The 21,517-nt window shown below is 68.9% G+C and carries 14 protein-coding genes and 1 pseudogene; 7 read left to right on the top strand and 8 right to left on the bottom strand.

Annotated elements, in window-relative coordinates:
- The 6 genes from E2F46_RS03090 to def all read right to left on the bottom strand — a co-directional run bounded on the left by E2F46_RS03090 (position 1) and on the right by def (position 6,082).
- A complete protein-coding gene (locus E2F46_RS03090; protein WP_207949506.1) occupies positions 1-1,131 on the bottom strand; it encodes a glycosyltransferase in 1,131 nt (376 codons plus the stop codon).
- Positions 1,128-2,153, bottom strand: coding sequence for a glycosyltransferase family 2 protein (locus E2F46_RS03085; RefSeq protein WP_133320706.1), 1,026 nt, complete (start codon positions 2,151-2,153; stop codon positions 1,128-1,130). The genes E2F46_RS03090 and E2F46_RS03085 overlap by 4 nt, the downstream gene beginning before the upstream one ends.
- A gap of 96 nt (positions 2,154-2,249) precedes the next feature.
- On the bottom strand, positions 2,250-3,269 hold the full coding sequence (locus E2F46_RS03080; protein WP_133320705.1) for a glycosyltransferase family 2 protein: 1,020 nt from the start codon (positions 3,267-3,269) through the stop codon (positions 2,250-2,252).
- Positions 3,270-3,287: 18 nt separating this feature from the next.
- Positions 3,288-4,616: a 16S rRNA (cytosine(967)-C(5))-methyltransferase RsmB gene (rsmB, locus tag E2F46_RS03075; protein ID WP_133320704.1), complete on the bottom strand. Its 1,329-nt coding sequence runs from the start codon at positions 4,614-4,616 to the stop codon at positions 3,288-3,290.
- A gap of 1 nt (position 4,617) precedes the next feature.
- Entirely contained in the window at positions 4,618-5,559 is a 942-nt protein-coding gene (gene fmt / locus E2F46_RS03070) for a methionyl-tRNA formyltransferase (protein ID WP_133320703.1), read from the bottom strand.
- Between the two features lie 10 nt (positions 5,560-5,569).
- Positions 5,570-6,082 (bottom strand): peptide deformylase, encoded by a 513-nt coding sequence (gene def, locus E2F46_RS03065; protein ID WP_133320702.1) that lies wholly within the window; start codon positions 6,080-6,082, stop codon positions 5,570-5,572.
- Positions 6,083-6,223: 141 nt separating this feature from the next.
- Here def and E2F46_RS03060 point away from each other — a divergent pair, with 141 nt between their 5' ends.
- From E2F46_RS03060 to tsaC, 5 genes and pseudogenes are all read left to right on the top strand, one after another.
- Positions 6,224-7,363 (top strand): LysM peptidoglycan-binding domain-containing protein, encoded by a 1,140-nt coding sequence (locus E2F46_RS03060; RefSeq protein ID WP_133320955.1) that lies wholly within the window; start codon positions 6,224-6,226, stop codon positions 7,361-7,363.
- Between the two features lie 73 nt (positions 7,364-7,436).
- Positions 7,437-8,603 (top strand): DNA-processing protein DprA, encoded by a 1,167-nt coding sequence (gene dprA / locus E2F46_RS03055; RefSeq protein ID WP_133320701.1) that lies wholly within the window; start codon positions 7,437-7,439, stop codon positions 8,601-8,603.
- 33 nt (positions 8,604-8,636) lie between these two features.
- Positions 8,637-9,110 (top strand): DUF494 family protein, encoded by a 474-nt coding sequence (locus E2F46_RS03050; protein WP_133320700.1) that lies wholly within the window; start codon positions 8,637-8,639, stop codon positions 9,108-9,110.
- Between the two features lie 219 nt (positions 9,111-9,329).
- Positions 9,330-11,813 (top strand): annotated as a pseudogene (locus E2F46_RS03045) (DNA topoisomerase I); the annotation flags it as partial.
- Between the two features lie 109 nt (positions 11,814-11,922).
- Positions 11,923-12,486: an L-threonylcarbamoyladenylate synthase type 1 TsaC gene (tsaC, locus tag E2F46_RS03040; protein WP_133320698.1), complete on the top strand. Its 564-nt coding sequence runs from the start codon at positions 11,923-11,925 to the stop codon at positions 12,484-12,486.
- Between the two features lie 41 nt (positions 12,487-12,527).
- Here tsaC and E2F46_RS03035 read toward each other — a convergent pair whose 3' ends face one another.
- Positions 12,528-14,180, bottom strand: a complete 1,653-nt coding sequence (locus E2F46_RS03035) for a hypothetical protein (RefSeq protein ID WP_133320697.1) — start codon at positions 14,178-14,180, stop codon at positions 12,528-12,530.
- Positions 14,181-14,195: 15 nt separating this feature from the next.
- Positions 14,196-14,957, bottom strand: a complete 762-nt coding sequence (locus tag E2F46_RS03030) for a hypothetical protein (protein WP_133320696.1) — start codon at positions 14,955-14,957, stop codon at positions 14,196-14,198.
- A gap of 447 nt (positions 14,958-15,404) precedes the next feature.
- On the opposite strand from E2F46_RS03030, the gene gltB reads away from it, so the two are divergent.
- Both gltB and E2F46_RS03020 read left to right on the top strand, forming a co-directional pair.
- Positions 15,405-19,862 (top strand): glutamate synthase large subunit, encoded by a 4,458-nt coding sequence (gene gltB, locus E2F46_RS03025; RefSeq protein ID WP_133320695.1) that lies wholly within the window; start codon positions 15,405-15,407, stop codon positions 19,860-19,862.
- Between the two features lie 151 nt (positions 19,863-20,013).
- Positions 20,014-21,495 (top strand): FAD-dependent oxidoreductase, encoded by a 1,482-nt coding sequence (locus tag E2F46_RS03020; protein ID WP_133320694.1) that lies wholly within the window; start codon positions 20,014-20,016, stop codon positions 21,493-21,495.
- Positions 21,496-21,517 lie beyond the last annotated feature (22 nt).

The following is a 21,517-nucleotide window of genomic DNA, read 5'->3' as shown; positions in this document are numbered from 1 at the left end:
CTACGCGCCTTCGCTTCGCGCGTCTGCCGCCAAGTCGATGAACAGCGCTTCGTAGCGCTGGTTCATGCGTTCGCGCCCGTAGCGCGCGAGGGCCGTGCGACGGGCTTGCTTGCCCAGGCGCGCGGCGAAGGCGTCGTCACGCAATACGCGCTCCAGCGCGTCGGCCAATGCAACGGGATCCGATTCCGGTACCAGCAGGCCGTCCACGCCGTCCTCGATCACCTCGCGCACCCCAGGCACGGCGCTGCCGATCGCCGCGCACCCGGCGGCCATGCCTTCCAACAACGCCAGCGGCATGCCCTCGTAATGCGTGCTGAGCACGGCGATGCGATGCGACACCAGAACCTCCGGCACGTTGCGGATCACCCCGGCGAAATCGACCTGTCCGGCGAGGCCCAGCGATAGCGCCAGTTTTTCCAGCGGCCGTCGATGCAGCGCCTTGCCGCCACCGGCCAGCACCACCGGTGGCCGCAGGCCACGTTCGCGCAGCAAGGCCACCGCGCGCAGCAGGGTGGCGTGGTCCTTCTGCTTCGAGAATCGCGACACCATCACGATCCCCGGCGTGCGCGCCGGCAGCGGATGGGCCTCGGCGTCGGCGAACGGTTCCAGCCGGATGCCGTTGGGGATGGCGATGGTGCGTCCCGGTGGCATGCCCATCGCCAGCAGCGCCTCGCGCACGCCTTCCGAGCAGCCGACGATCCGGTGCGTGCGGCGCGCCAGCCAGCGCGCCTGCGCCAGCCGCCAGCGCGTGTAGCGCTCGCGCGTGTTGTGCTCGACGTGCACGATGCGCGGCACGTGCGCCAGCAGCGCGGCGTAACGCCCCCACAGGTGTTCGCTGAAGCCGTGTGCCACCAGCACGTCGGGCTGGAACTCGCGGCAGACGCGCACCAGCGCCAGGATGCTGGCCCAATGCGTCCAGCCCGGCACGACGCGCAGCGGTACGCCGTTGCGACGCAACTCCTCGATCCGCGCCGGATCGCCCCGGCGCTTGCGGCGCAGCACCAGCAGCGGCTCGATCGCGGCACCGCTGCGCGCGGCTTCCACCAGTTGCAGTGCCACCTGGGTGGCACCGCCGGAGAAACCGCCGGTGACGAAATGCAGCACCCGTGGCGGGCGGCCGGCAGCGATCACGCCCATCCCCTTGCCCGCAGCGCCTGCGACGCACGCCGCGCGCGCAGCCACCAGCCGCGCCTGCGCGCATCGCCAAGCAGCGACGCCACGCCATCGGGGAACATCCGTTGCAGCGCAGCGCGGCAATCGCGTTCCAGCGCGTCGTCGGGGTGCGGCGCCTTGCGCGCCAGCGTGGCGAACGTCCGCAGGCAGAAGTAGTCCAGCGCGCTGCGCGCACGCGCCGACAGTTCGCCCGGCAGGCCCAGCAACCCCGCATGCAACGCCTGCACGGCCAGCAACATGTCGCCGGCCTTGCGCGGCGTCATCTCGGCCAGGATGCTGCCGCCACGCTGGCGATAGCCCACCCAAGGCTGCCTGGTGTAGTACCAGGTGCGGATGTTCGCGACCAGTTGCGGCACGACCGCCATGTCTTCGAAGTAGTGGCCGTCGGGGAAGCGCACCTCGCGCCAGGCCGCTGCCGTCGCGATCTTCGACCACGCATGCAGCTGTCGCTCTTCCAGCAGGCCCGCGACCAGCGCGCTGCGATCGCCGGACAGCACGTCGTGACGGCCCGAGAAGGACGCACGCCGCCACCCGCCACGCAAGGGATCGTAGGGCCGGCCCGACTCGCGCAGCACCCGGAAGTCGCACAACACCAGGTCCGGTGCATGGCGCTGCACCAGCGTGCGCAGCGCATCGATTGCACCGGGCAGCATCAAATCGTCGGCATCAAGGAACCAGACGTACCGCCCCGTCGCCTCGGCCAGCAGTGCGTTGCGCGCCGACGCGACGCCTGCGTTGCGCGGCAGGGAGACGACGCGGACGGCGTGCGGATGGCGTTCACGCCATTCCGCCGCGACGCGTGCCGAGCCGTCGGGCGAGGCATCGTCGAGCAGGATCACTTCGACTCCGCCGCCCGCCTGCGCCAGCACCGACTGCAGGCACGCATCGAGGTAGGCCTCCACGTCGTACACGGGCACCAGCACGCTCAACCATGGTGGATTCGCGGTCATGCGGCGGGCATCGGTCCTGGTGGCGGGCATGGGGCAGCACCCTGCGGCGCGGCGAGTCTACACAGCGCGCGGACTTTCGCATATCGAACGGCAACACCCCGCAAACGCGCGACGCGCCGCCTGGCGTCAGACCCAGCGCCGCCGTTGCAGGCTGCGATGCAGGCGGGCGCCGCGCAGGTACCAGCGACGCGCGCGGCAACCGGACAACACGCTGGCGCATCCCGCCGGGAACAGTTCGCGGAAGGTGGAGCGGCAGGCGTGGTCCAGCGCGCTGGGTCCGTCCCCGGCCGGCAGCTTCCGTGCGATCCACGCGAAAGTACGCAGCGCGAAGTAATCCATCGCGAACGCCGCTTCCTGGTCGAGGGCGTCCAGGTGGTCGAGCCCCTGGCGCAGGTCCTTCAAGGTCTCCAGCACATGGCCGATCTTGGCATCACTGGGTGATGCCAGCGCGCTCTCACCGTGCTGGCGATAGCCGACCCACGGCTCGTCGACGTGGATATAGGTCTGCGTGGCCGACACCAGCCCGGGCATCACCGCCATGTCCTGCATCAGGCTGCGTCCTTCGGGGAAGTGGACGCGGCGCCACACCTTGCGCCGCGCGATCTTGGTCCAGGCATGCATCCGCCGCATCCGCATCAGGCCGGCGACCAGCTGCGAACGATCGCATTCGACGCGGCCGGAGACGCCATCGAAACTCGAACAATGGCGTTCCCGCCGCAGCCACTGCCGCCACGCGGGACCGTTGCGCAGCACGCGGAAATCGCACATCACCAGGTCGGGCGAGTGCGTGGCCACCACTTCGCGCAGTCGCGCGACCGCCCCGGGCAGCAGCACGTCGTCCGAGTCGAGGTGCCACAGGTAGTCGCCGCGCGCCTCGGCCACCAGCGCATTGCGCGCCGCCGACAGGCCGCCATTGGTCGCATGGCGAATGGTGCGCACGGTTTGTGGATGCGTCAGCGCCAGTTCGACGGCGATGTCGCCCGACCGGTCCGGCGAACCGTCGTCCAGCAGCAGGACTTCGACATCGCGGTCGCACTGCGCCAGCACCGACTCGACGCAAGCGTGCAGGTAGCGTTCCACCCGGTAGACCGGGATCAGGATGCTCAACCACGGGCGGGATGTGCGCTGGACGGGGCTGTCGGGCACGCGGGCGGGTCCGGCGGGTCAGGTCACCCGCGCATCGTCCACGCCCCGGCGGAAGATTGTGTAAAAGAAGCCGTCACACGCCTGTTCGCCCGGCAATCGCTGGCGGCCCGGGCCGGCCGGGCGACCGTAGGCTTCGCCGAGCGGCAACGCCTCTGCGTCCGGCGTGCGCGCAAGGAACGCGCTGGCCTGAGCGGCGTTTTCCGCGTCCAGGATCGAACAGGTCACGTAGGCCAGCGTACCGCCGGGCCTGAGCAGCGGCCACAGCGCATCCAGCAGCGATGCCTGCACCAACACCAGAGCGTCAAGGTCGCGCTCGCGCCGGTGCAGCAGCACGTCGGGCTGGCGGCGGATGATGCCGGTGGCCGAACACGGCGCATCGAGCAGGATCGCGTCGAAAGGTTCGCCGTCCCACCAGCCGTCGGCATCCACGGCATCGGCGGCATGCAGGGTGGCCTGCGCGCCCACGTGCAGCCGCGCGAAGTTGTCGCCGACCTTGCGCAAGCGTGCCGGGTCGACATCCAGCGCCACCAGCCGCAGCGTGGGGTCGCGCTCCAGCAGGTGCGCGGCCTTGCCGCCGGGTGCAGCGCAGGCGTCCAGCACACGCGCGCCCGCTGGTAGCGCAAGCGTATCGGCCACCTGTTGCGCCGAGCCATCCTGCACCGAGACGTCGCCCTCGCCGAAACCGGGCAACTGTGCCACGGGCAGGCTGCCTTCGATCAGCAGCGCATCTTCGAATCCTCCGGGCGCGGTTGCTGCGATCCCCGCGTCCAGCAGGCGCTGGCGATAGCCGTCACGCGTGCCGCGCAGGCGATTGACCCGCAGCCACGTCGGCGCCTGGTTGGCGCTGCCGGCCACGATGGCGTCCACCGCGTCCGGCCAATCCGACCTCAAGCGACCGCGCAGCCAGGACGGCCACAGGTCGCGCCAGTCGCCCTCCGGCAGGCCGTCGCGCTGGGCGCGTCGCAACAACGCGTTCACCAGCTTCGCCTGGTGCGCACGCCCCATCGCACGCGCGGCGTCGACCGTGGCGGCGAGCGCCGCATGCGCCGGCAACCCCAGCGGATCGAGTTGCGCAAAGCCGGCCAGCAGCAGGGCGCGCAGCGGCGCATCGCGCTTCGGCAACGGGCTGGGAATCCACGCTGCCAGCGCGGCATCGGCGCGGTGGCGGATGCGCAGCGCCGCGAAGCAGATCGCTTCCACCAGCGCACGATCGCGTGGATCGGGGAGCGCCGGCAGCGCGACGCCGAGCCCGGCCTTGAGCGAACGGCCGTGGTGGAGCACGCCGTCGAGCACGTTCGCGGCCACCACCCGTGCCGCGACGCCTGTCGCCTGCGACGTGCCTGCCACCCTAGCCCTCGCCCGTGATGGGGGAAGTCGGCATCACGTCGCGACGCGCGTTGAGGTAGTCGCCGGCCGTGATGACCTTGCCGCCCGCGCGCTGCACCCGCAGCAGGCGCAGGACACCGTCACCGGAGGCGATATCGATGCCGGCGCGCGACGCGGCCAGTACCGTGCCGGGCATGGCGGAGTGCGCGACCGGGGACGCCTCGGCGGCGTGGATGCGCAGGCGCTCGTCGGCCACTTCGGCTTCGGCCACCGGCCATGGATCGAACGCGCGCACCTTGTCCGCCAGCACGCGCGCCGGCTGCGACCAGTCCAGCCGCGCCTCGGCCTTGTCCAGTTTGTGCGCGTAGGTCACGCCTTCGTCGGGCTGCGCCCGTGGCGCCGGCAGCCGGCCTTCGCGCAACAGCGCCAGGCCCTCGGCCAGCACCTCGGCGCCCAGCATCGACAGTCGGTCGTGCAGGCGTCCGCCGGTATCCTCGGCCGCGATCGGCGTGGCCTGCGACAGCAACACCGGACCGGTATCCAGGCCCTTTTCCATCTGCATCAGGCACACCCCGGTCTCGGTGTCGCCGGCTTCGATCGCGCGCTGGATCGGGGCCGCGCCACGCCAGCGCGGCAGCAGCGAGGCGTGCACGTTCCAGCACCCGTGCACGGGGATGTCCAAGACCGACTGCGGCAACAGCAGGCCATAGGCCACGACCACCATCAGGTCGGGTTGCAACGCACGCAGCGCCGCACGCGCGTCGACCGAGCGCAGCGTCTCCGGCTGCAACACCGGGATGCCCAACGCTTCGGCCGCGCGCTTGACTGGCGCGGCCTGCAGGCCGCGACCGCGCCCGGCGGGACGGTCGGGCTGGGTGTAGACACCGACGATTTCACCACCGGCATGGGCCGCGTGCAGCGAAGGCACCGCGAACTCGGGAGTACCGGCAAAAACGATGCGCACGGCGACGGCCTCAGCCCTGCTTGCGAAGTTTTTCGAGCTTCTTGATCGCGCGGTCGCGCTTGAGCGGCGACAGGTAGTCGATGAACAGCTTGCCGTCGAGGTGGTCGATCTCGTGTTGGATGCAGGTGGCCAGCAGGCCGTCCACGCGCAGCTCGAACGGCTTGCCGTGGCGGTCCAGCGCCGCGACCACGATGCCGTCCGGGCGGGTGACGTCGGCATAGATGCCCGGGATCGACAGGCAACCTTCCTGGTGCACGCGCAGCTCGGCGGAGGCCTCGCGGATCTCGGGGTTGATGAACACCAGTGGCTGCTCGCGTCCTTCAGTGACGTCGATCACCATGAAGCGCTGGTGGGTATCGACCTGGGTCGCGGCCAGGCCGATGCCAGGCGCTTCGTACATGGTCTGGAACATGTCGTCCAGCAGGCGCTGGAAGGCCGGGTCGACCGCCTGCGCGGGGTCGACGGCGCCAGCGACGTTGCGCAGGCGCGGATGCGGGTATTCAAGGATCGGCAGCAGGGACATGCGGGAAAGGGTGGCAGCGGTCACAACCGCGGGAGGAACGCCGATTGTAGCCCGCGCAGGCTTGCATCGGCCCGTGATTTGTAGGCTATAGTGCCCCGGCTACAAGGGGAAAACTCCAAGGGGACCAGTTAGATGGCCAGCATGCTTCAGCACCTTTCTCAGGGGCTTCGCACGGGCGTTGCCGTCGCATTGCTGACGGTGGCGACCTTCGCCGCTGCGCAGGGCGTACGTGGCGACCATCCCGATACCTACGTGGTGGTCCGCGGCGACACGCTGTGGGGCATCGCAGGCAAGTTCCTGCAACGTCCGTGGCTGTGGCCGGAGATCTGGCAGGCCAACCCGCAGATCCAGAACCCGCACCTGATCTATCCGGGCGACGTGATCAGCCTGTCGTACCTCAACCGCGTCGGCGTGGAGCCGGGGCCGCGCGAGGAAGCGCCGATCAATGCCATCCCGCTGTCAGACATCGAGCCGTTCCTCAAGAACCGCAGCGTAGTGGATGGCTTCGATCATCTTCCGCACGTCGTGGCACTGGAGGATTCGCGCCTGCGCGCCAGCCCGGAGCGCCGCATCTATGTCGCCAACCTGGATCACGCCAGCGCAGGCGAACGTTATGCCGTCATCCGTCCCAGCGCCGAGTTCTACGGCACGCCACGCGCCCGCGGCCTCGACTACCGCGGCGCGCGCATCCACGGCGACACCAACCTCTGGCGCGACCTGGTCCCGCGAGGCCGCGACGACGCTTTCCTCGGCTACGAAGTGGTGCAGATGGGCGTGGGTACCGTGGTCCATGGCCCCACCGAAATCAGCGACATGAGCGTGATCGAGCTTGATCTCGAAGGCCTGGACGTGCGCGCGGGGGATCGCGTGGTACCGGTCAATCCGCAGCCCTACGACCTGCAGTTCTTCCCGCACCCGCCGTCCGGCGACGCGCTGTCCCGGGATGCGCAGGTGATCGCGGTGGCCGATGCGCTCACCAGCGGCGGTCCACGCGACGTGATCGCGATCTCCGCCGGTAGCGCCGACGGCGTCGACAACGGCACGGTGTTCTCGATCTGGCGCAGCGGCCCCTACACCATCGACCGCGTGTACCACCCGGACACGTCACGCATCAACGATGCGTCGAATCCGGGAGCACGCCGCTACCGCATGCCGGACGAATATGCATCGCACGCCATGGTGTTCCGCACCTTCGACCACGTCAGCTACGCGCTGGTCATGGAAAGCACCAAGCCGACGCGCGTCGGGTATGCGTTGAAGCACCCCGACGCGCAGTACTGACGGGGGGTTTTCCTACACGCAGACGAGACGGCGCCCGAGGGCGCCGTTTCCGTCTGGAAGACATGCTGCGGGCATGCTGCCCGCCAACCTTGCCGATACCGGCCTCCACGATCCCGCCCTCGACGACGCGCTACTGCGCCTGGTCGCCGCGGGCGGCCCCTCGCTGCCTCGACGGCGCCTGCTGGAGGCCTATGCCTCGCCCGACGCCGCGCTGGCGGCCGGCCCCGCTGCCTGGCGCGCGGCCGGGCTGGACACGGCGCAGATGCGGGCGTTGCAGGACCCATGCCCGGTCGACGCACGCACCCGCGACTGGCTGGCACACCCCAACCACCGCCTGCTCGGCTGGCATGACCCGGACTATCCCGCGCTGCTGCGCCGCATCCCCAGCCCGCCGCTGGCGCTGTTCGTTGCCGGCGACGCGCACCTGCTGTGGTACCCGTCGATCGCGGTGGTGGGCAGCCGCATCCCCACCGCCGGCGGCCGCGACAATGCCCGCGACTTCTCCGCCGCCTTCGCCGAGGCCGGGTTCGCCGTCTGCAGCGGCCTGGCCGCAGGCGTGGACGCCGCCGCGCACCAGGCCGCGCTGGGCGCCGACGGCATCACCCTTGCCGTCCTGGGCAGTGGCATCGACGTGCCCTATCCGCGCAGCAACAACGACCTGCACCGGCGCATCGCCGCACGCGGCGTGGTGGTCAGCGAACACCCGCCCGGCACCCAGGCGCGTCGTGAACACTTCCCCAGCCGCAACCGCATCATCGCCGGACTGTCGCTGGGGACGCTGGTGATCGAGGCCGCCGAACGCTCCGGCGCGCTGATCACTGCGCGCATGGCCACCGACGCCGGCCGCGAAGTCTTCGCCCTGCCGGGCTCCATCCACAACCCCATGGCCCGCGGCTGCCACCGGCTGATCCGCGACGGCGTGGCACTGGTGGAATCCGCCGACGAGGTGGTCGCCGCCCTCGCGCCCCTGGCCGCAACCCTGGGCGACGCCTTGCGCGGGCGCCTGGCCGCCCCCATCCCCTCGTCCGGGAACGGCATTTCCGTGGCCGCCCACGCCGACGCACCGGCCGATCCGGACTACAAGCGCTTGTGGTCGGCCCTCGGGCACGACCCAAGCCCTATGGACCGTCTGGTCGACCGCACCGGATTGACGGCCGCGGAACTGTCGGCCATGCTGCTGGTCATGGAGCTGGAGGGCCGGGTCGCTTGCGAACACGGCCGCTATTCCCGACTGTCCTGACACACCGCGCCCCCGGGCGCAGGCCGAGGGGAAATGAAAGAGAGCATCCTGGACGTCCTGCTCTACCTGTTCGAACACTATTTCACCGAAGACGCGGACATCCTCCGCGACCGCGATTCGCTCCAGAACGGCCTGCTCCAGGCCGGCTTCAGCCCCGCCGAGATCAGCAAGGCCTTCGACTGGCTCGATGGTCTGGCCGAGCAACGCCCGCAGGCGGCCACGCGCCGTGCCGATGGCCCCACCCGGGTCTATTTCGGGCCGGAGCTGGACAAGCTGGACGTCGAATGCCGGGGGTTCCTGCTGTTCCTCGAGCAGCACGGCGTGCTGGACGCCGACCAGCGCGAGCTGGTGCTGGACCGGGCCATGGCCCTGGACCAGGACGACCTGGACCTGGACGACCTGAAATGGGTGGTGCTGATGGTGCTGTTCAACCAGCCCGGCAGCGAAGCGGCCTACGCCTGGATGGAAACCCAGATGTTCGCCGACGAGCCCGAGCCGGTGCACTGACCCCGGCCCCGCGCCTCCCGGCGAACCGTGGCCGGGGTCGCAGTTCGGCCATCCTGCGGCGAACGGCTTGCTTGACAGGCCTGCCGTGGCCGTGATTCCACTATAAATAGCGTGAAGCTGAACGCCCGGGCCGTTTCCCGGGCGTCGCTGTCTCACGAACCCCTGCAAGCACACCCCTGCAAGGCGCGGCCACCTGCCGCCGCCGGAACCCTGTCCCCGATGGCCAAGCACCTCCTCATCGTCGAATCGCCAGCCAAGGCGAAGACGATCAACAAATACCTCGGCAAGGACTTCCAGGTCCTGGCGTCCTATGGCCACGTGCGCGACCTGGTGCCGAAGGAAGGCGCGGTGGACCCGGACGACGGCTTCCGCATGCGCTACGACCTGATCGAGAAGAACGAGAAGCACGTCGAGGCCATCGCCAAGGCCGCCAAGTCGGCGGAAGGCATCTACCTGGCGACCGACCCGGACCGCGAAGGCGAGGCGATCAGCTGGCACATCGCCGAGATCCTGCGTGAGCGCGGCCTGCTGGAGGACCGCGAGCTGCACCGGGTGGTGTTCACCGAGATCACCCCTCGCGCCATCAAGGACGCGATGACCCGGCCGCGGCATATCGCCGGACCACTGGTCGACGCGCAACAGGCGCGGCGCGCACTGGACTACCTGGTCGGCTTCAACCTGTCGCCGGTGCTGTGGCGCAAGATCCAGGCCGGCCTGTCCGCCGGGCGCGTGCAATCGCCGGCGCTGCGCATGATCGTGGAGCGCGAGGAAGAGATCGAGGCGTTCCGCAAGCAGGAATACTGGACCATCGATGCCGAGTGCGCGCATCCCTCGCAGGCGTTCACCGCGCGGCTGGTCAAGCTGGACGGCCAGAAGTTCCTGGTGGACAGCCAGAAGGAACAGTTCACCATCACCGATGGCGACACGGCCGAGGCCGCGCGTGCGCGCATCGCCGCTGCCGCGCAGGGCGCGCTGCACGTCACCGACGTGGCCAGCAAGGAGCGCAAGCGCCGGCCGTCGCCGCCGTTCACCACCTCCACCCTGCAGCAGGAAGCCGCGCGCAAGCTGGGCTTCACCACGCGCAAGACCATGCAGGTCGCGCAGAAGCTGTACGAAGGCATCAACATCGGCGACGAGGGCACCGTCGGCCTGATCACCTACATGCGTACCGACTCGGTCAGCCTGTCGCAGGACGCGCTGGGCGAGATCCGCGACGTGATCGCACGCGACTTCGGCACCAGTTCCGTACCGGACAAGCCCAACGTCTACCAGACCAAGTCGAAGAACGCGCAGGAAGCGCACGAAGCGGTGCGACCGACGTCCGCGCTGCGCACGCCGTCGCAGCTCGCGGGCTTCCTGAGCGACGACGAGCGCAAGCTCTACGAACTGGTATGGAAGCGTTCCGTCGCCTCGCAGATGATCCCGGCCACGCTCAACACGGTCACCGTCGACCTGGCCGCCGGCAGCGACCACGGCTTCCGCGCCTCGGGCACCACGGTCGTGGTCGCCGGCTTCCTGGCCGTGTACGAGGAAGGCAAGGACAGCAAGGGCAAGGAAGACGAGGACGAGGGCCGGAAGCTGCCGGCGATGAAGTTGGGCGACCGCGTGCCGCTGGACCGCATCCACGCCGACCAGCATTTCACCCAGCCGCCGCCGCGCTTCACCGAAGCCTCGCTGGTGAAGGCGCTGGAGGAATACGGCATCGGCCGCCCGTCCACGTATGCGTCGATCATCGCCACGCTGCAGTTCCGCAAGTACGTCGAGATGGAAGGGCGCAGCTTCCGTCCGAGCGACGTGGGGCGCGCGGTGTCGAAGTTCCTCAGCAACCATTTCCCGCGCTACGTCGACTACGACTTCACCGCCAACCTCGAGGACGAGCTGGATGCGGTGAGCCGCGGCGAGGAGGAATGGGTGCCGCTGATGGAGAAGTTCTGGGGCCCCTTCAAGGAGCTGGTGGACGACAAGAAGGAATCGCTGGACAAGACCGACGCCGGCAGCGTGCGCGTGCTGGGCGAGGACCCGAAGTCCGGCCGCCAGGTCAGTGCGCGGATCGGCAAGTACGGCCCGCTGGTGCAGATCGGCACGGTCGAGGACGAGGACAAGCCGAAGTTCGCCTCGCTGCGGCCGGGCCAGAGCATCTACAGCATCACCTTGGACGAGGCGCTGGAACTCTTCCTGCTGCCGCGCGTGCTCGGCGAGCACAACGGCGAGCAGGTCAGCGTCGGCATCGGCCGCTTCGGTCCGTTCGCCAAGCGCGGCGGCACCTACGCCTCGCTGACGAAGGAAGACGACCCGTACAAGATCGATCTGGCACGCGCGGTCTTCCTGATCGAAGAGAAGGAAGAGATCGCGCGCAACCGGATCATCAAGGAATTCGACGGCAGCGACATCCAGGTCCTCAACGGCCGCTTCGGTCCGTACATCAGCGATGGCAGGCTCAACGGCAAGATCCCCAAGGATCGCGAGCCGGCGACGCTGACGTTCGATGAAGTGGTGAAGCTGCTGGAAGAAACCGGCAAGCCAGCGCGCAAGGGCTTTGGCGCGAAGAAGGCCGCGGCGAAGAAGGCGCCCGCGAAAAAGGCCCCTGGGACGGCGCCGGCGAAGAAGGCGGCAGTCAAGAAAACGGCAACGAAAAAGCCTGCGGCAAGGAAGGCGCCGGCGAAGAAGCCGCCCGCGAAGAAGGCGTCGAAGAATGTCGCGCGCCCTTATTCCGCCGACCTGGAACAGGCCAGGCCGCTGGTCACCGCGGCGAAGTTCGAGCCCGGCAAGAAGCGCGTGGTGAAGAAGTCCGACGACGCGCCGTTCTGACGCCATGGCAGCCGATGACCCGGTCGAGGCCGCCGTTTCCGCGCTGCGGAACGGCGGCATCATCGCCTACCCCACCGAAGGCGTGTGGGGCCTGGGCTGCGATCCGTTCGACGAAGCCGCCACGCTGCGCCTGCTTGCGCTGAAGCAACGCGAGGTGGACAAGGGCCTGATCCTCATCGCCGCGTCGCCGGGGCAGCTCGATGGCCTGGTCGACTGGGATGCGCTGCCGGCCTCGCGGCGCACGGCCGTGCTGGCCACGTGGCCCGGCCCGCAGACCTGGGTGGTGCCGGCGACCGAGCACGTGCCGGCGTGGATCAGCGGTGGACGCGACAGCGTGGCGGTGCGGGTGACGGCGCATGCCGACGTGGTCGCCCTGTGCAATGCCTACGGCGGCGCACTGGTGTCGACCAGCGCCAATGTCTCCACGCAACCGGCACCGCGCGTCCGCGCGGAACTCGACCCGCGGATCATCGAGGGTGTCGATGCCGTGCTGGACGGCGAGACCTCCGGCCTGGCGCAGGCCACCTCGATCCGCGACGCGCGCGACGACCAGACGATACGCACCTGACCGCGACCCGCTCGGTCGTCCCGCGCGTGTGTTCGCACACGCTACATTGAGCGCACCAATCCCGTCTGTTGCGCTTGCTCCTGTCGCTGCATCGCAACCAGCTCCCGCGACTGCTCCAGTTGCGCCAGCCGATCGACTGTGGCCTGGCTGTCCGGCACCGGCTGGGTCACGTCAACCCGTGTGGTTCCCGTGAACGAACCACCTACACACAACTGGTCCCCCGCCATGCACACACGCCCGATGTCTTCGGCCCGGCGGATGCCGTTTTCGCGCGCGCCCTGCACCGCGGACAACACATGGTCGTCGCCCACCTGCGCCGGCACAGCCGCGCGCACGCGCTCGAACATCTCGCGGTCGCCCGCCGACAGCCGTTGCAGCGCCTGCATCTGTTCGGCAGACCGCGTGGCGGCCGGCGCATCGGAAACGTAATGCGGCGACTGCAGCCGCGCCCATTCCCGCGAAGACTGCATGATCGGCAGGTTGGACAGGGTGGCGGCATCGATCGGAATGCGTTGATCCGGCTCGGTGGAGCCGTAACGCGCTCGCTGCTCCAGCACGAAACCGCCATCCGGGCTTTTGGCCAGGTACGTTCGTCCGAAGTCGATGTTCTCGATCTTCCCCACCACCGCCAGCGACGCGGCCAGTTGTTCGCGGTACGGGCCGCCCTGAATACCCTGCTGAGACTCGAACAACGCAACCCGATCCAGCGCCGCCCGGTACTGGGCGTTGCCGGCATGGCGGGCATCCCGGATGTCATCGGTGACTTCGGGCGCCAACGCTGCGACCAGGAAGCCCGGGGCCTCGTCCCGCCCGTTGTCGGCCAGTACCCGCGGGCTGGCCGCGATCTGGCGGTGGGGGTCATCCGAGTGGAACTGCGTGCGACGCTGCTGCACCTCCAGGCGCAGGGCGCGGGTGTCATCCAGCTCGGCCAGCCGCACGGGGTCGCGGACCTGCAATGTGGACACGCCATGCCTCCCGGCCGACACATCGCGCCAACTGCCGTCGCGCGCATCGCGTTGCGTCCACACGCCTTGCGCACGATGCACCACGTCCGGATCGGTGTTCGAGCCACCGGGAATCGCCCCCAGGCGCGCAAGCCCCAACGCCGCCCCGTAGCGCAGCCCGTCCGAGCCCTCCAGGTAGCGCCCGACATGCGCAAGGGTGTCCCGGCCCCGCACCACCCCACGCAGATCGTTGTTGAGCAGGTCGCCCCAGATCCGCTCCGCCGCCGCCTCGCCATCGCGACTGCGCGCCGCCTCCAGCAGGATGCGTGGGGTCCAGGCATTGGGGTCGATGCGATGCGCATCGAAAGCAATATCGTGCGACTCCTGCACGTCGCGCACGGGCAGGTTCAGGGCCAGATCGGGGCGGCGATAGCGTTCCAACTGTTCCTTTCGCCGCGTCAGATCCTCGCGAATCAGGTCGGCACCGAACGCATCCCACTCGCGCTCGCTGATGCGCGGGCGATCCGGGAATTCCGATCCATGCCGGGTCTGCTGCACCCGCGCATAGTCGGCGGCATAACGGTTGGCCACCTGCCCCGGCACGTTGTCGTCCCGCACCACGCCCAGTGCCAGCAGCGCGTACCCGTCGTTGCCGGGCTGATGCGCCAGGTAGTTCCAGTACAGCTCTCGATTGCCGTCCTTTGCATACCGTCCAAGAATGCGCAGGTCCCGTTCCGTCAATCCATTCACGGTGCCAGTCCCCCGTCAGTCCAAGCGCGTACGCGCCAGAATATCCTTCAGCGCGCCTTCGATTCGATTCCATTCCGGCAACAACACACGCACGTAGCTGATCCTTACGCTCAGGCGTTCCTCCGGGAGGATCATAAAATGTGCGCATCGCGCCACCCGTCGATCCTGCGGATTCTCGTTGTCGAGTAGCTCACGTCCGCGAACGATCAGCCCATCGCTTATCTCGTCGGTATCGCACTTGATGAAGGTCACCACCTCGCCCATTTCATCGTGCGCGATGTACCAGTCCTTGCGCCATCCCGGTCTTATCTTGACTGGACGACCGTTTTCCGCTTCCCACGCCCGGGCATAGTCCGCGTCCAACACAGGATCGAGGTCGTAGCGGATGAGCCCCATCGCCTCGGGCTGAGGAATGCGCAGGTCCAGGCGATTTTCCGGATCCCGGTAGTCGAGCGTATCCTTCGGCATGGCAGCATTGGAGTAGCCCCGGCGCATGGATTCACGGATATCCAGCCGGTCCACGTAATAGATGGCATAGCTCACCGCCGCCATCCGTTCCAGGAACGAGCTTTCTCGCGTCCGGCCCGGCGGCATCGGCGTCAGGTCCGGCCATTGCAGGCGCAGGCTCACGTCGCCCTGGAACGTCGGCCCCATCTGGTCGTAGAAATAGTGGGCTGGAATGCGGTAGGTATGCCGCCCGATGCGGGCCTCCACCGGCGCATCGTCGAATCGCAAGCCTCCGCTCGTGACCACCTGCGTGGTTCCATCGTCGCGCATGCCGTCCTCCTTGTGGGCCCCTGTGGATGGGGCGCAGGCCACCAGGCCCAAACCCAGCAGACACAGCCAGAACCTGTGACATGCCATTGCCATGGCGTCTTCCTTCCTCTTCCGCTTCCCCGAGCTTATCAAGTGGCAAGGCTTCGGATTGGATTGGACCGCAGCGGGTTTTCCATTGGGCTGCCCGGCGCTGAGCCGGCACTTGAACTTGCTTGGCGACACCGCACGGCACGCCGCCAAGCGCACGTCGCGCCGACGCGGCACGCACCCACCATGGCGTCGAGCAGACAATCGCCACGACAAGTTTCGGGTGCAACGAAATCCGCGCGTGGCGCCCGTTGTGGCACCGCACAAAATATGTTCTATTCGGATGAAGCGATATCGGCAGGCGATGGTCGCCCTCGCCTGCCGGTGCGTGTCCCTCCACCACCACACGGTCCTCGAACGATGCGGCACGGCCCGGATCGCGGCCTCCATGACCCCGCGAGCGAACACGACAGTTGCGGATTCGGCCTGATCGCGCAGGTCGAGGGCGACGGTTCGCGCGCGATCGTCGATGCCGCGCTCGAAGCGCTGTCGCGCATGGCGCATCGCGGCGGCGTGGCCGCGGACGGGCTGTCGGGCGATGGCTGTGGCGTGCTGGTGCACGGTGCCGCTGACTTCATCCGCACGATGGCACGGGATGCCGGCGCTCCGCTGCACGCCGGGCTGTTCGCCGCCGGCAACGTGTTCCTGCCGCACGATGCGACATCCGCGACGCGCTGTCGCGAGATGCTGCGCGACGAACTCACCCGCGTCGGCGTGCGCGTCGCCGGCTGGCGCGAGGTGCCGACCGATGATGCCGCCTGCGGCAAGCTGGCACGGGCGTCGATGCCGCGGATCGAACAGGTGTTCGTGGAAGGCGACGGCAATGATGCGCACGCGTTCGACCGTGCGCTGTTCCTCGCACGCCGTCGCAGCGAACAACAGCTGCGCGACATCCCCGACTTCTACGTGGTCACGCTGTCGGCGCAGCTGCTCGGCTACAAGGGCATGGTGCTGCCCAGCCATTTGCGGCAGCTCTATCCGGACCTGTCGCATCCGGCGCTTTCGGCGCGTTGCGTGGTGTTCCACCAACGCTTCTCCACCAATACCCTGCCGCGCTGGCCGCTGGCGCATCCGTTCCGGCGGCTGGCGCACAACGGCGAGATCAACAGCATCGAAGGCAACCGCCGCTGGGCGCAGGCCCGCCATGGCACCTGGGCGTCGCCGCTGCTGGACATCACCGAATTCGACGCGCCGGTGACGATGCACGGTTCCGATTCGCAGTCGCTGGACAACATGCTCGAGTGGCTGCTGCTGGGCGGCATGGACATCCCCAAGGCGATGCGCATCCTGATCCCGCCGGCCACGCAGTCGCTGGAGTACAAGGACACCGACCTCGCCGCGTTCTACGAGTACTACGCCATCAACTCCGAGCCGTGGGATGGTCCCGCGGGCGTGGTGATGTGCGACGGCCGGCACGCGGCGTGCACGCTCGACCGCAACGGCCTGCGCCCGGCGCGCTGGACGCTCTCGAACGACGGCGTCTTCGTCATCGCCTCGGAAACCGGCGTGCTCGACCTGCCATCCGAACAGGTGAAGGCGAAGGGCAAGCTCGGGCCGGGCGAGATGATCGCCGTCGACTTCGCGCGCGGGGTGTTGCTCGACAACGAAGCGATCGACGACCTCAACCGCACGCGCGCGCCGTACAAGCAGTGGCTGAAGCAGGGACTGAGCTGGCTGCACACCGAACTGATCGATCCCGCGCTGGCCGCCGAGCCGTTCCCGCCCGACGTGCTGCTGGCGTTCCAGAAGCGCTTCCAGCTCAGTCGCGAGGAGCAGGAGGCGGTGCTGCGGCCGCTGGCCGAGACCGAGCAGGAAGGCATCGGCTCGATGGGCGACGACGTGCCGATGGCGGTGCTGAGCCAGCGCATCCGTCCGCTGTACGACTGCTTCCGCCAGGCCTTCGCGCAGGTCACCAACCCGCCGATCGACCCCCTGCGCGAGGAGTGCGTGATGACGCTCTCCACCCAGATCGGCAAGGAAGGCAACCTGTTCCATGACGGCCCCGGGAACGTCGACCACGTCATGCTCAATTCGCCGGTGTTGTCGCAACGCAAGCTGCGGCAGCTGCTGGCGAGCGATCGCTTCCAGGCGTCGAATCGCTTGATCGACCTGTACTTCGATGCCGGCGAATCGTTGGCGAATGCCATCGACCGCATCTGCGACGAGGCCGAACACGCGGCACGCGACGGCGTGGAACTCCTGCTGCTGTCCGATCGCTACCCGCGCCCGGGTGCTTCCGCGATCCATGCCTTGCTCGCGACCGGCGCGATCAACCAGCGCCTGATCGACAGGCGCCTGCGCTGCGACGTGAACCTGCTGGTCGAAACCGGCACCGCGCGCGACCCGCACCATTTCGCCTGCCTGATCGGTTATGGCGCGACCGCGGTGTACCCGTACCTCGCCTACCAGACGCTGCACGCGCTGGGTCGCCGCAACCTGCTGGGCGGCAAGACTAGCAACGAGCCGTTGCAGATCGGGCGCAGCTACCGGCGCGGGGTCAAGAAGGGCCTGCTGAAGATCCTGTCGAAGATGGGCATCGGCAGCATCGCCAGTTACCGCGGCGCGCAGCTGTTCGAGATCGTCGGCCTGGACGACGACGTGGTGGCGAAGTGCTTCGACGGCACGCCGTCGCGCATCGGCGGCTTCGGCTTCGAACGCTTGGAGGCCGACGCGCGCCAGCTCGCCGACCACGCCGAGGACGAGAACGCGCTGCCCGAACCCGGCGGCCTGCTGCGCTACGTGCACGGTGGCGAGTACCACCAGTACAACCCTGACGTGGTGCAATCGTTGCAACGCGCGGTGCTGAGCGGCGAGCGCGCGGACTGGAAAATCTATGCCGACCATGTGAACCAGCGCCCGGCCGCCGCATTGCGAGACCTGCTGCAACACAAACCACTCGGAGCGGCGATTCCCGTGGACGAGGTCGAGCCGGTGTCGTCGATCGTCAGGCGCTTCGACAGCGCGGCGATGAGCCTCGGCGCGCTGTCGCCGGAGGCGCACGAAGCGCTCGCCATCGCCATGAACCGGCTCGGCGGCCGCAGCAATTCCGGTGAAGGCGGCGAAGACCCCGCACGCTACGGCACCGACCGGCGCAGCAAGATCAAGCAGATCGCGTCGGGACGTTTCGGGGTGACGCCGGAATACCTGATCAATGCCGAGGTGCTGCAGATCAAGGTGGCGCAGGGCGCCAAGCCCGGCGAGGGCGGCCAGCTGCCGGGCAGCAAGGTCAATGCACTGATCGCGCGCCTGCGCTACGCCAAGCCCGGCATCGGCCTGATCTCGCCGCCACCGCACCACGACATCTATTCCATCGAAGACCTGGCGCAACTGATCTACGACCTGCGCCAGGTCAATCCGCAGGCGCTGATCTCGGTGAAGCTGGTGTCGCACGCGGGCGTGGGCACGATTGCCGCGGGCGTGGTGAAAGCCGGCGCGGACCTCATCACCATCTCCGGCCACGATGGCGGCACCGGCGCCAGCCCGCTCGGCTCGATCCGCTACGCCGGCGTGCCGTGGGAACTGGGCCTGTCGGAAGCGCGGCAGGCGCTGCAGTTCAACGAAATGCGCGACAAGGTGCTGCTGCAGACCGACGGTGGCCTGAAGACCGGACTGGATGTGGTGAAGGCGGCGCTGCTGGGCGCCGACACGTTCGGCTTCGGCACCGCGCCGATGATCGTGCTGGGCTGCAAGTACCTGCGCATCTGCCACCTCAACAATTGCGCGACCGGCGTGGCCACGCAGGACGACCGCCTGCGCGCGAACCATTTCAAGGGACTTCCCGAACGCGTCGAGACGTTCTTCCGCAACATCGCCGAGGACGTGCGCGAACTGCTGGCATCGCTGGGTGCGCGTTCGCTTGACGAGATCATCGGCCGCACCGACCTGCTGCAGCAAACCATCGACAACCCGCGCGATGCGGTGCGCATCGACCTGTCGAAGCTGCTGCAGCGCGACCCGTCGCAACCTGCGGCGTACTGCGGCACGCCCGCGCTGCAGCCTCCGCGCGACGGCCTTGCCGCACAACTCGATACAGCCTTGTCGCAGGCCATCGAACGCGGTGAAGGCGGCGCGTTCACCGGCACCATCCGCAATACCGATCGCAGCATCGGTACGCGACTGTCGGGGCTGGTCGCGCGCCACCACGGCAATACCGGCATGGCGGATCGCCCGGTCACGCTGCGCTTGTCCGGTAGTGCGGGGCAGAGCTTCGGCGCGTTCAACGCGGGCGGCCTGCACCTGCAGCTGGAGGGCGAGGCCAACGACTACGTCGGCAAGGGCATGGCCGGCGGCTGCATCGTGATCAGGCCGCCGGCCGCGAGCACGTTCGCATCGCAGGACGCACCGATCCTCGGCAACACCTGCCTGTACGGCGCCACCGGCGGCGAGTTGCATGCGGCTGGCCGCGCGGGCGAGCGTTTCGCGGTGCGCAACTCCGGCGCCACCGCGGTGATCGAAGGCGCGGGCGACCACTGCTGCGAATACATGACCGGCGGCGTGGTCGCGGTGCTGGGCCGCACCGGCCTGAACTTCGGCGCGGGTTTCACCGGCGGCATGGCCTACGTGCTCGACCTGGACCGCGATTTCGTCGACCGCTACAACCACGAGCTGATCGACATCGTGCGCATCTCGCCGGAAAGCTTCGACAACTACCGCCAGCACCTGAGCGACCTGCTGGCCACGCACGCGCGCCTGACCGGCAGCGCCTGGAGCGCGCGCATCCTCGACGACATCCGCGATTTCCTGGGCAAGTTCTGGCTGGTCAAGCCGAAGGCCGCGAGCCTCGAGGCCTTGGCCAACGAATTGCGGCGGGCGGCGTGATGGATGACTGCATCGCACGCGCGGCCATAGCCCCCTCCCCCGCCCGCGGGGGAGGGTTGGGGTGGGGGCAGGCCGATGCGACCATGCTTGCCGGAAACACCCCCATCCCGACCTTCCCCCGCATGCGGGGGAAGGAGAGGAGCATCCACTGATGGGCAAGAAGAACGCCTTCCAGTTCCTCGACGCGCCGCGCGAAATGCCGGTGAAAGTGCCGCTGGTCGAGCGCACCGCGGGCGACTGGAACGAACTCTATGGCCGCTTCGGCCAGCCCGAGGCGGCGCACCAGGCCGGGCGTTGCCTCGATTGCGGCAACCCGTACTGCGAAGCCAAGTGCCCGGTGCACAACTACATCCCCAACTGGCTGAAGCTGGTGGAGGAAGGCCGCATCCTGGAAGCGGCCGAACTGTGCCACCAGACCAACCCGCTGCCGGAGATGTGCGGCCGCGTGTGCCCGCAGGACCGCCTGTGCGAGGGCGCCTGCACGCTGGAGGACGGGTTCGGCGCGGTCACCATCGGCGCGGTCGAGAAGTACATCGTCGATACCGCGTTCGCGCAGGGCTGGCGGCCGGACCTGTCGAAGGTCCGCGCCACCGGCAAGCGCGTCGCGGTCGTCGGTGCAGGCCCCGCCGGGCTGGCCTGCGCGGACCGGCTGGCGCGCAGCGGCATTGCCGCCACCGTGTTCGACCGCTACGAGCGGATCGGCGGGCTGATGCAGTTCGGCATTCCCAGCTTCAAGCTCGACAAGGCGGTGATCGCAACGCGGCACGCGGTGCTGGCCGGAATGGGCGTGGAGTTCCGGCTCGGCGTGGAAGTGGGACGCGATGTATCGCTGGACGCACTGCTGCACGATTTCGATGCAGTGTTCCTGGGGCTGGGCGCGTATCGCTATACCGATGGCGGGCTGCCCGGGCAGGACCTGCATGGCGTGCTGCCGGCGCTGCCGTTCCTGGTGCAGAACGGCCGCATCGTCACCGGCGAGGACCCGTGGGGCCGGCCGATCGCCGGGTGGGAAGACAAGCTGGCGCTGCCTTCGCTGCGGGGCAAGCGCGTGGTGGTGCTGGGCGGCGGCGATACGGGCATGGACTGCGTGCGTTCCGCCGTGCGGCTGGGCGCGGCCAGCGTCACCTGCGCCTATCGCCGCGACGAGGCCAACATGCCCGGTTCCGCGCGCGAAGTGGCCAATGCCCGCGAGGAAGGCGTGCGCTTCCTGTTCAACCGCCAGCCGCTGGCCATCGAAAGCCGCGACGGCAGCCGCGCCAGCGGCGTGCGCGTGGTGCAGACGCGGTTGGGCGCGCCGGATGCGAACGGCCGTCGCCGTGCGGAACCGGTGGCCGGCAGCGAATCGGTGATCGACGCGGACGTGGTGATCATCGCCTTCGGCTTCTCGCCGCGGGTGCCGGACTGGCTGGCTTCGGCAGGCGTCGACGCGCAGGAGAATGGCCGCCTGGTGGTCGGTGGGCAGGGCCGCTTGCCGTACCAGACCACGCACGAGCGGCTGTTCGCTGGCGGCGACTGCGTGCGCGGCGCGGACCTGGTGGTCACCGCCGTGCAGGAAGGCCGCGATGCCGCCGCCAGCATCGCGCGCCTGCTGCGCGGTGCCCGTGCCATCGAGGCCCGGCTGCAGCCGGCCTGAGGCCGCATTCAGGCGTACCGTT

This window comes from Luteimonas aestuarii (genome assembly GCF_004357985.1).
GTDB lineage: Bacteria > Pseudomonadota > Gammaproteobacteria > Xanthomonadales > Xanthomonadaceae > Luteimonas > Luteimonas aestuarii.
This window is presented reverse-complemented; position numbering and strand designations above follow the sequence as displayed.

Coding starts and splice junctions, on each gene's coding strand:
- E2F46_RS03085 (WP_133320706.1), bottom strand. CDS start 2,153: ATGCCCGCCACCAGGACCGATGCCCGCCGCATGACCGCGAATCCACCA.
- def (WP_133320702.1), bottom strand. CDS start 6,082: ATGTCCCTGCTGCCGATCCTTGAATACCCGCATCCGCGCCTGCGCAAC.
- E2F46_RS03060 (WP_133320955.1), top strand. CDS start 6,224: ATGCTTCAGCACCTTTCTCAGGGGCTTCGCACGGGCGTTGCCGTCGCA.
- dprA (WP_133320701.1), top strand. CDS start 7,437: ATGCTGCCCGCCAACCTTGCCGATACCGGCCTCCACGATCCCGCCCTC.
- E2F46_RS03050 (WP_133320700.1), top strand. CDS start 8,637: ATGAAAGAGAGCATCCTGGACGTCCTGCTCTACCTGTTCGAACACTAT.
- tsaC (WP_133320698.1), top strand. CDS start 11,923: ATGGCAGCCGATGACCCGGTCGAGGCCGCCGTTTCCGCGCTGCGGAAC.
- E2F46_RS03030 (WP_133320696.1), bottom strand. CDS start 14,957: ATGCGCGACGATGGAACCACGCAGGTGGTCACGAGCGGAGGCTTGCGA.
- gltB (WP_133320695.1), top strand. CDS start 15,405: ATGCGGCACGGCCCGGATCGCGGCCTCCATGACCCCGCGAGCGAACAC.
- E2F46_RS03020 (WP_133320694.1), top strand. CDS start 20,014: ATGGGCAAGAAGAACGCCTTCCAGTTCCTCGACGCGCCGCGCGAAATG.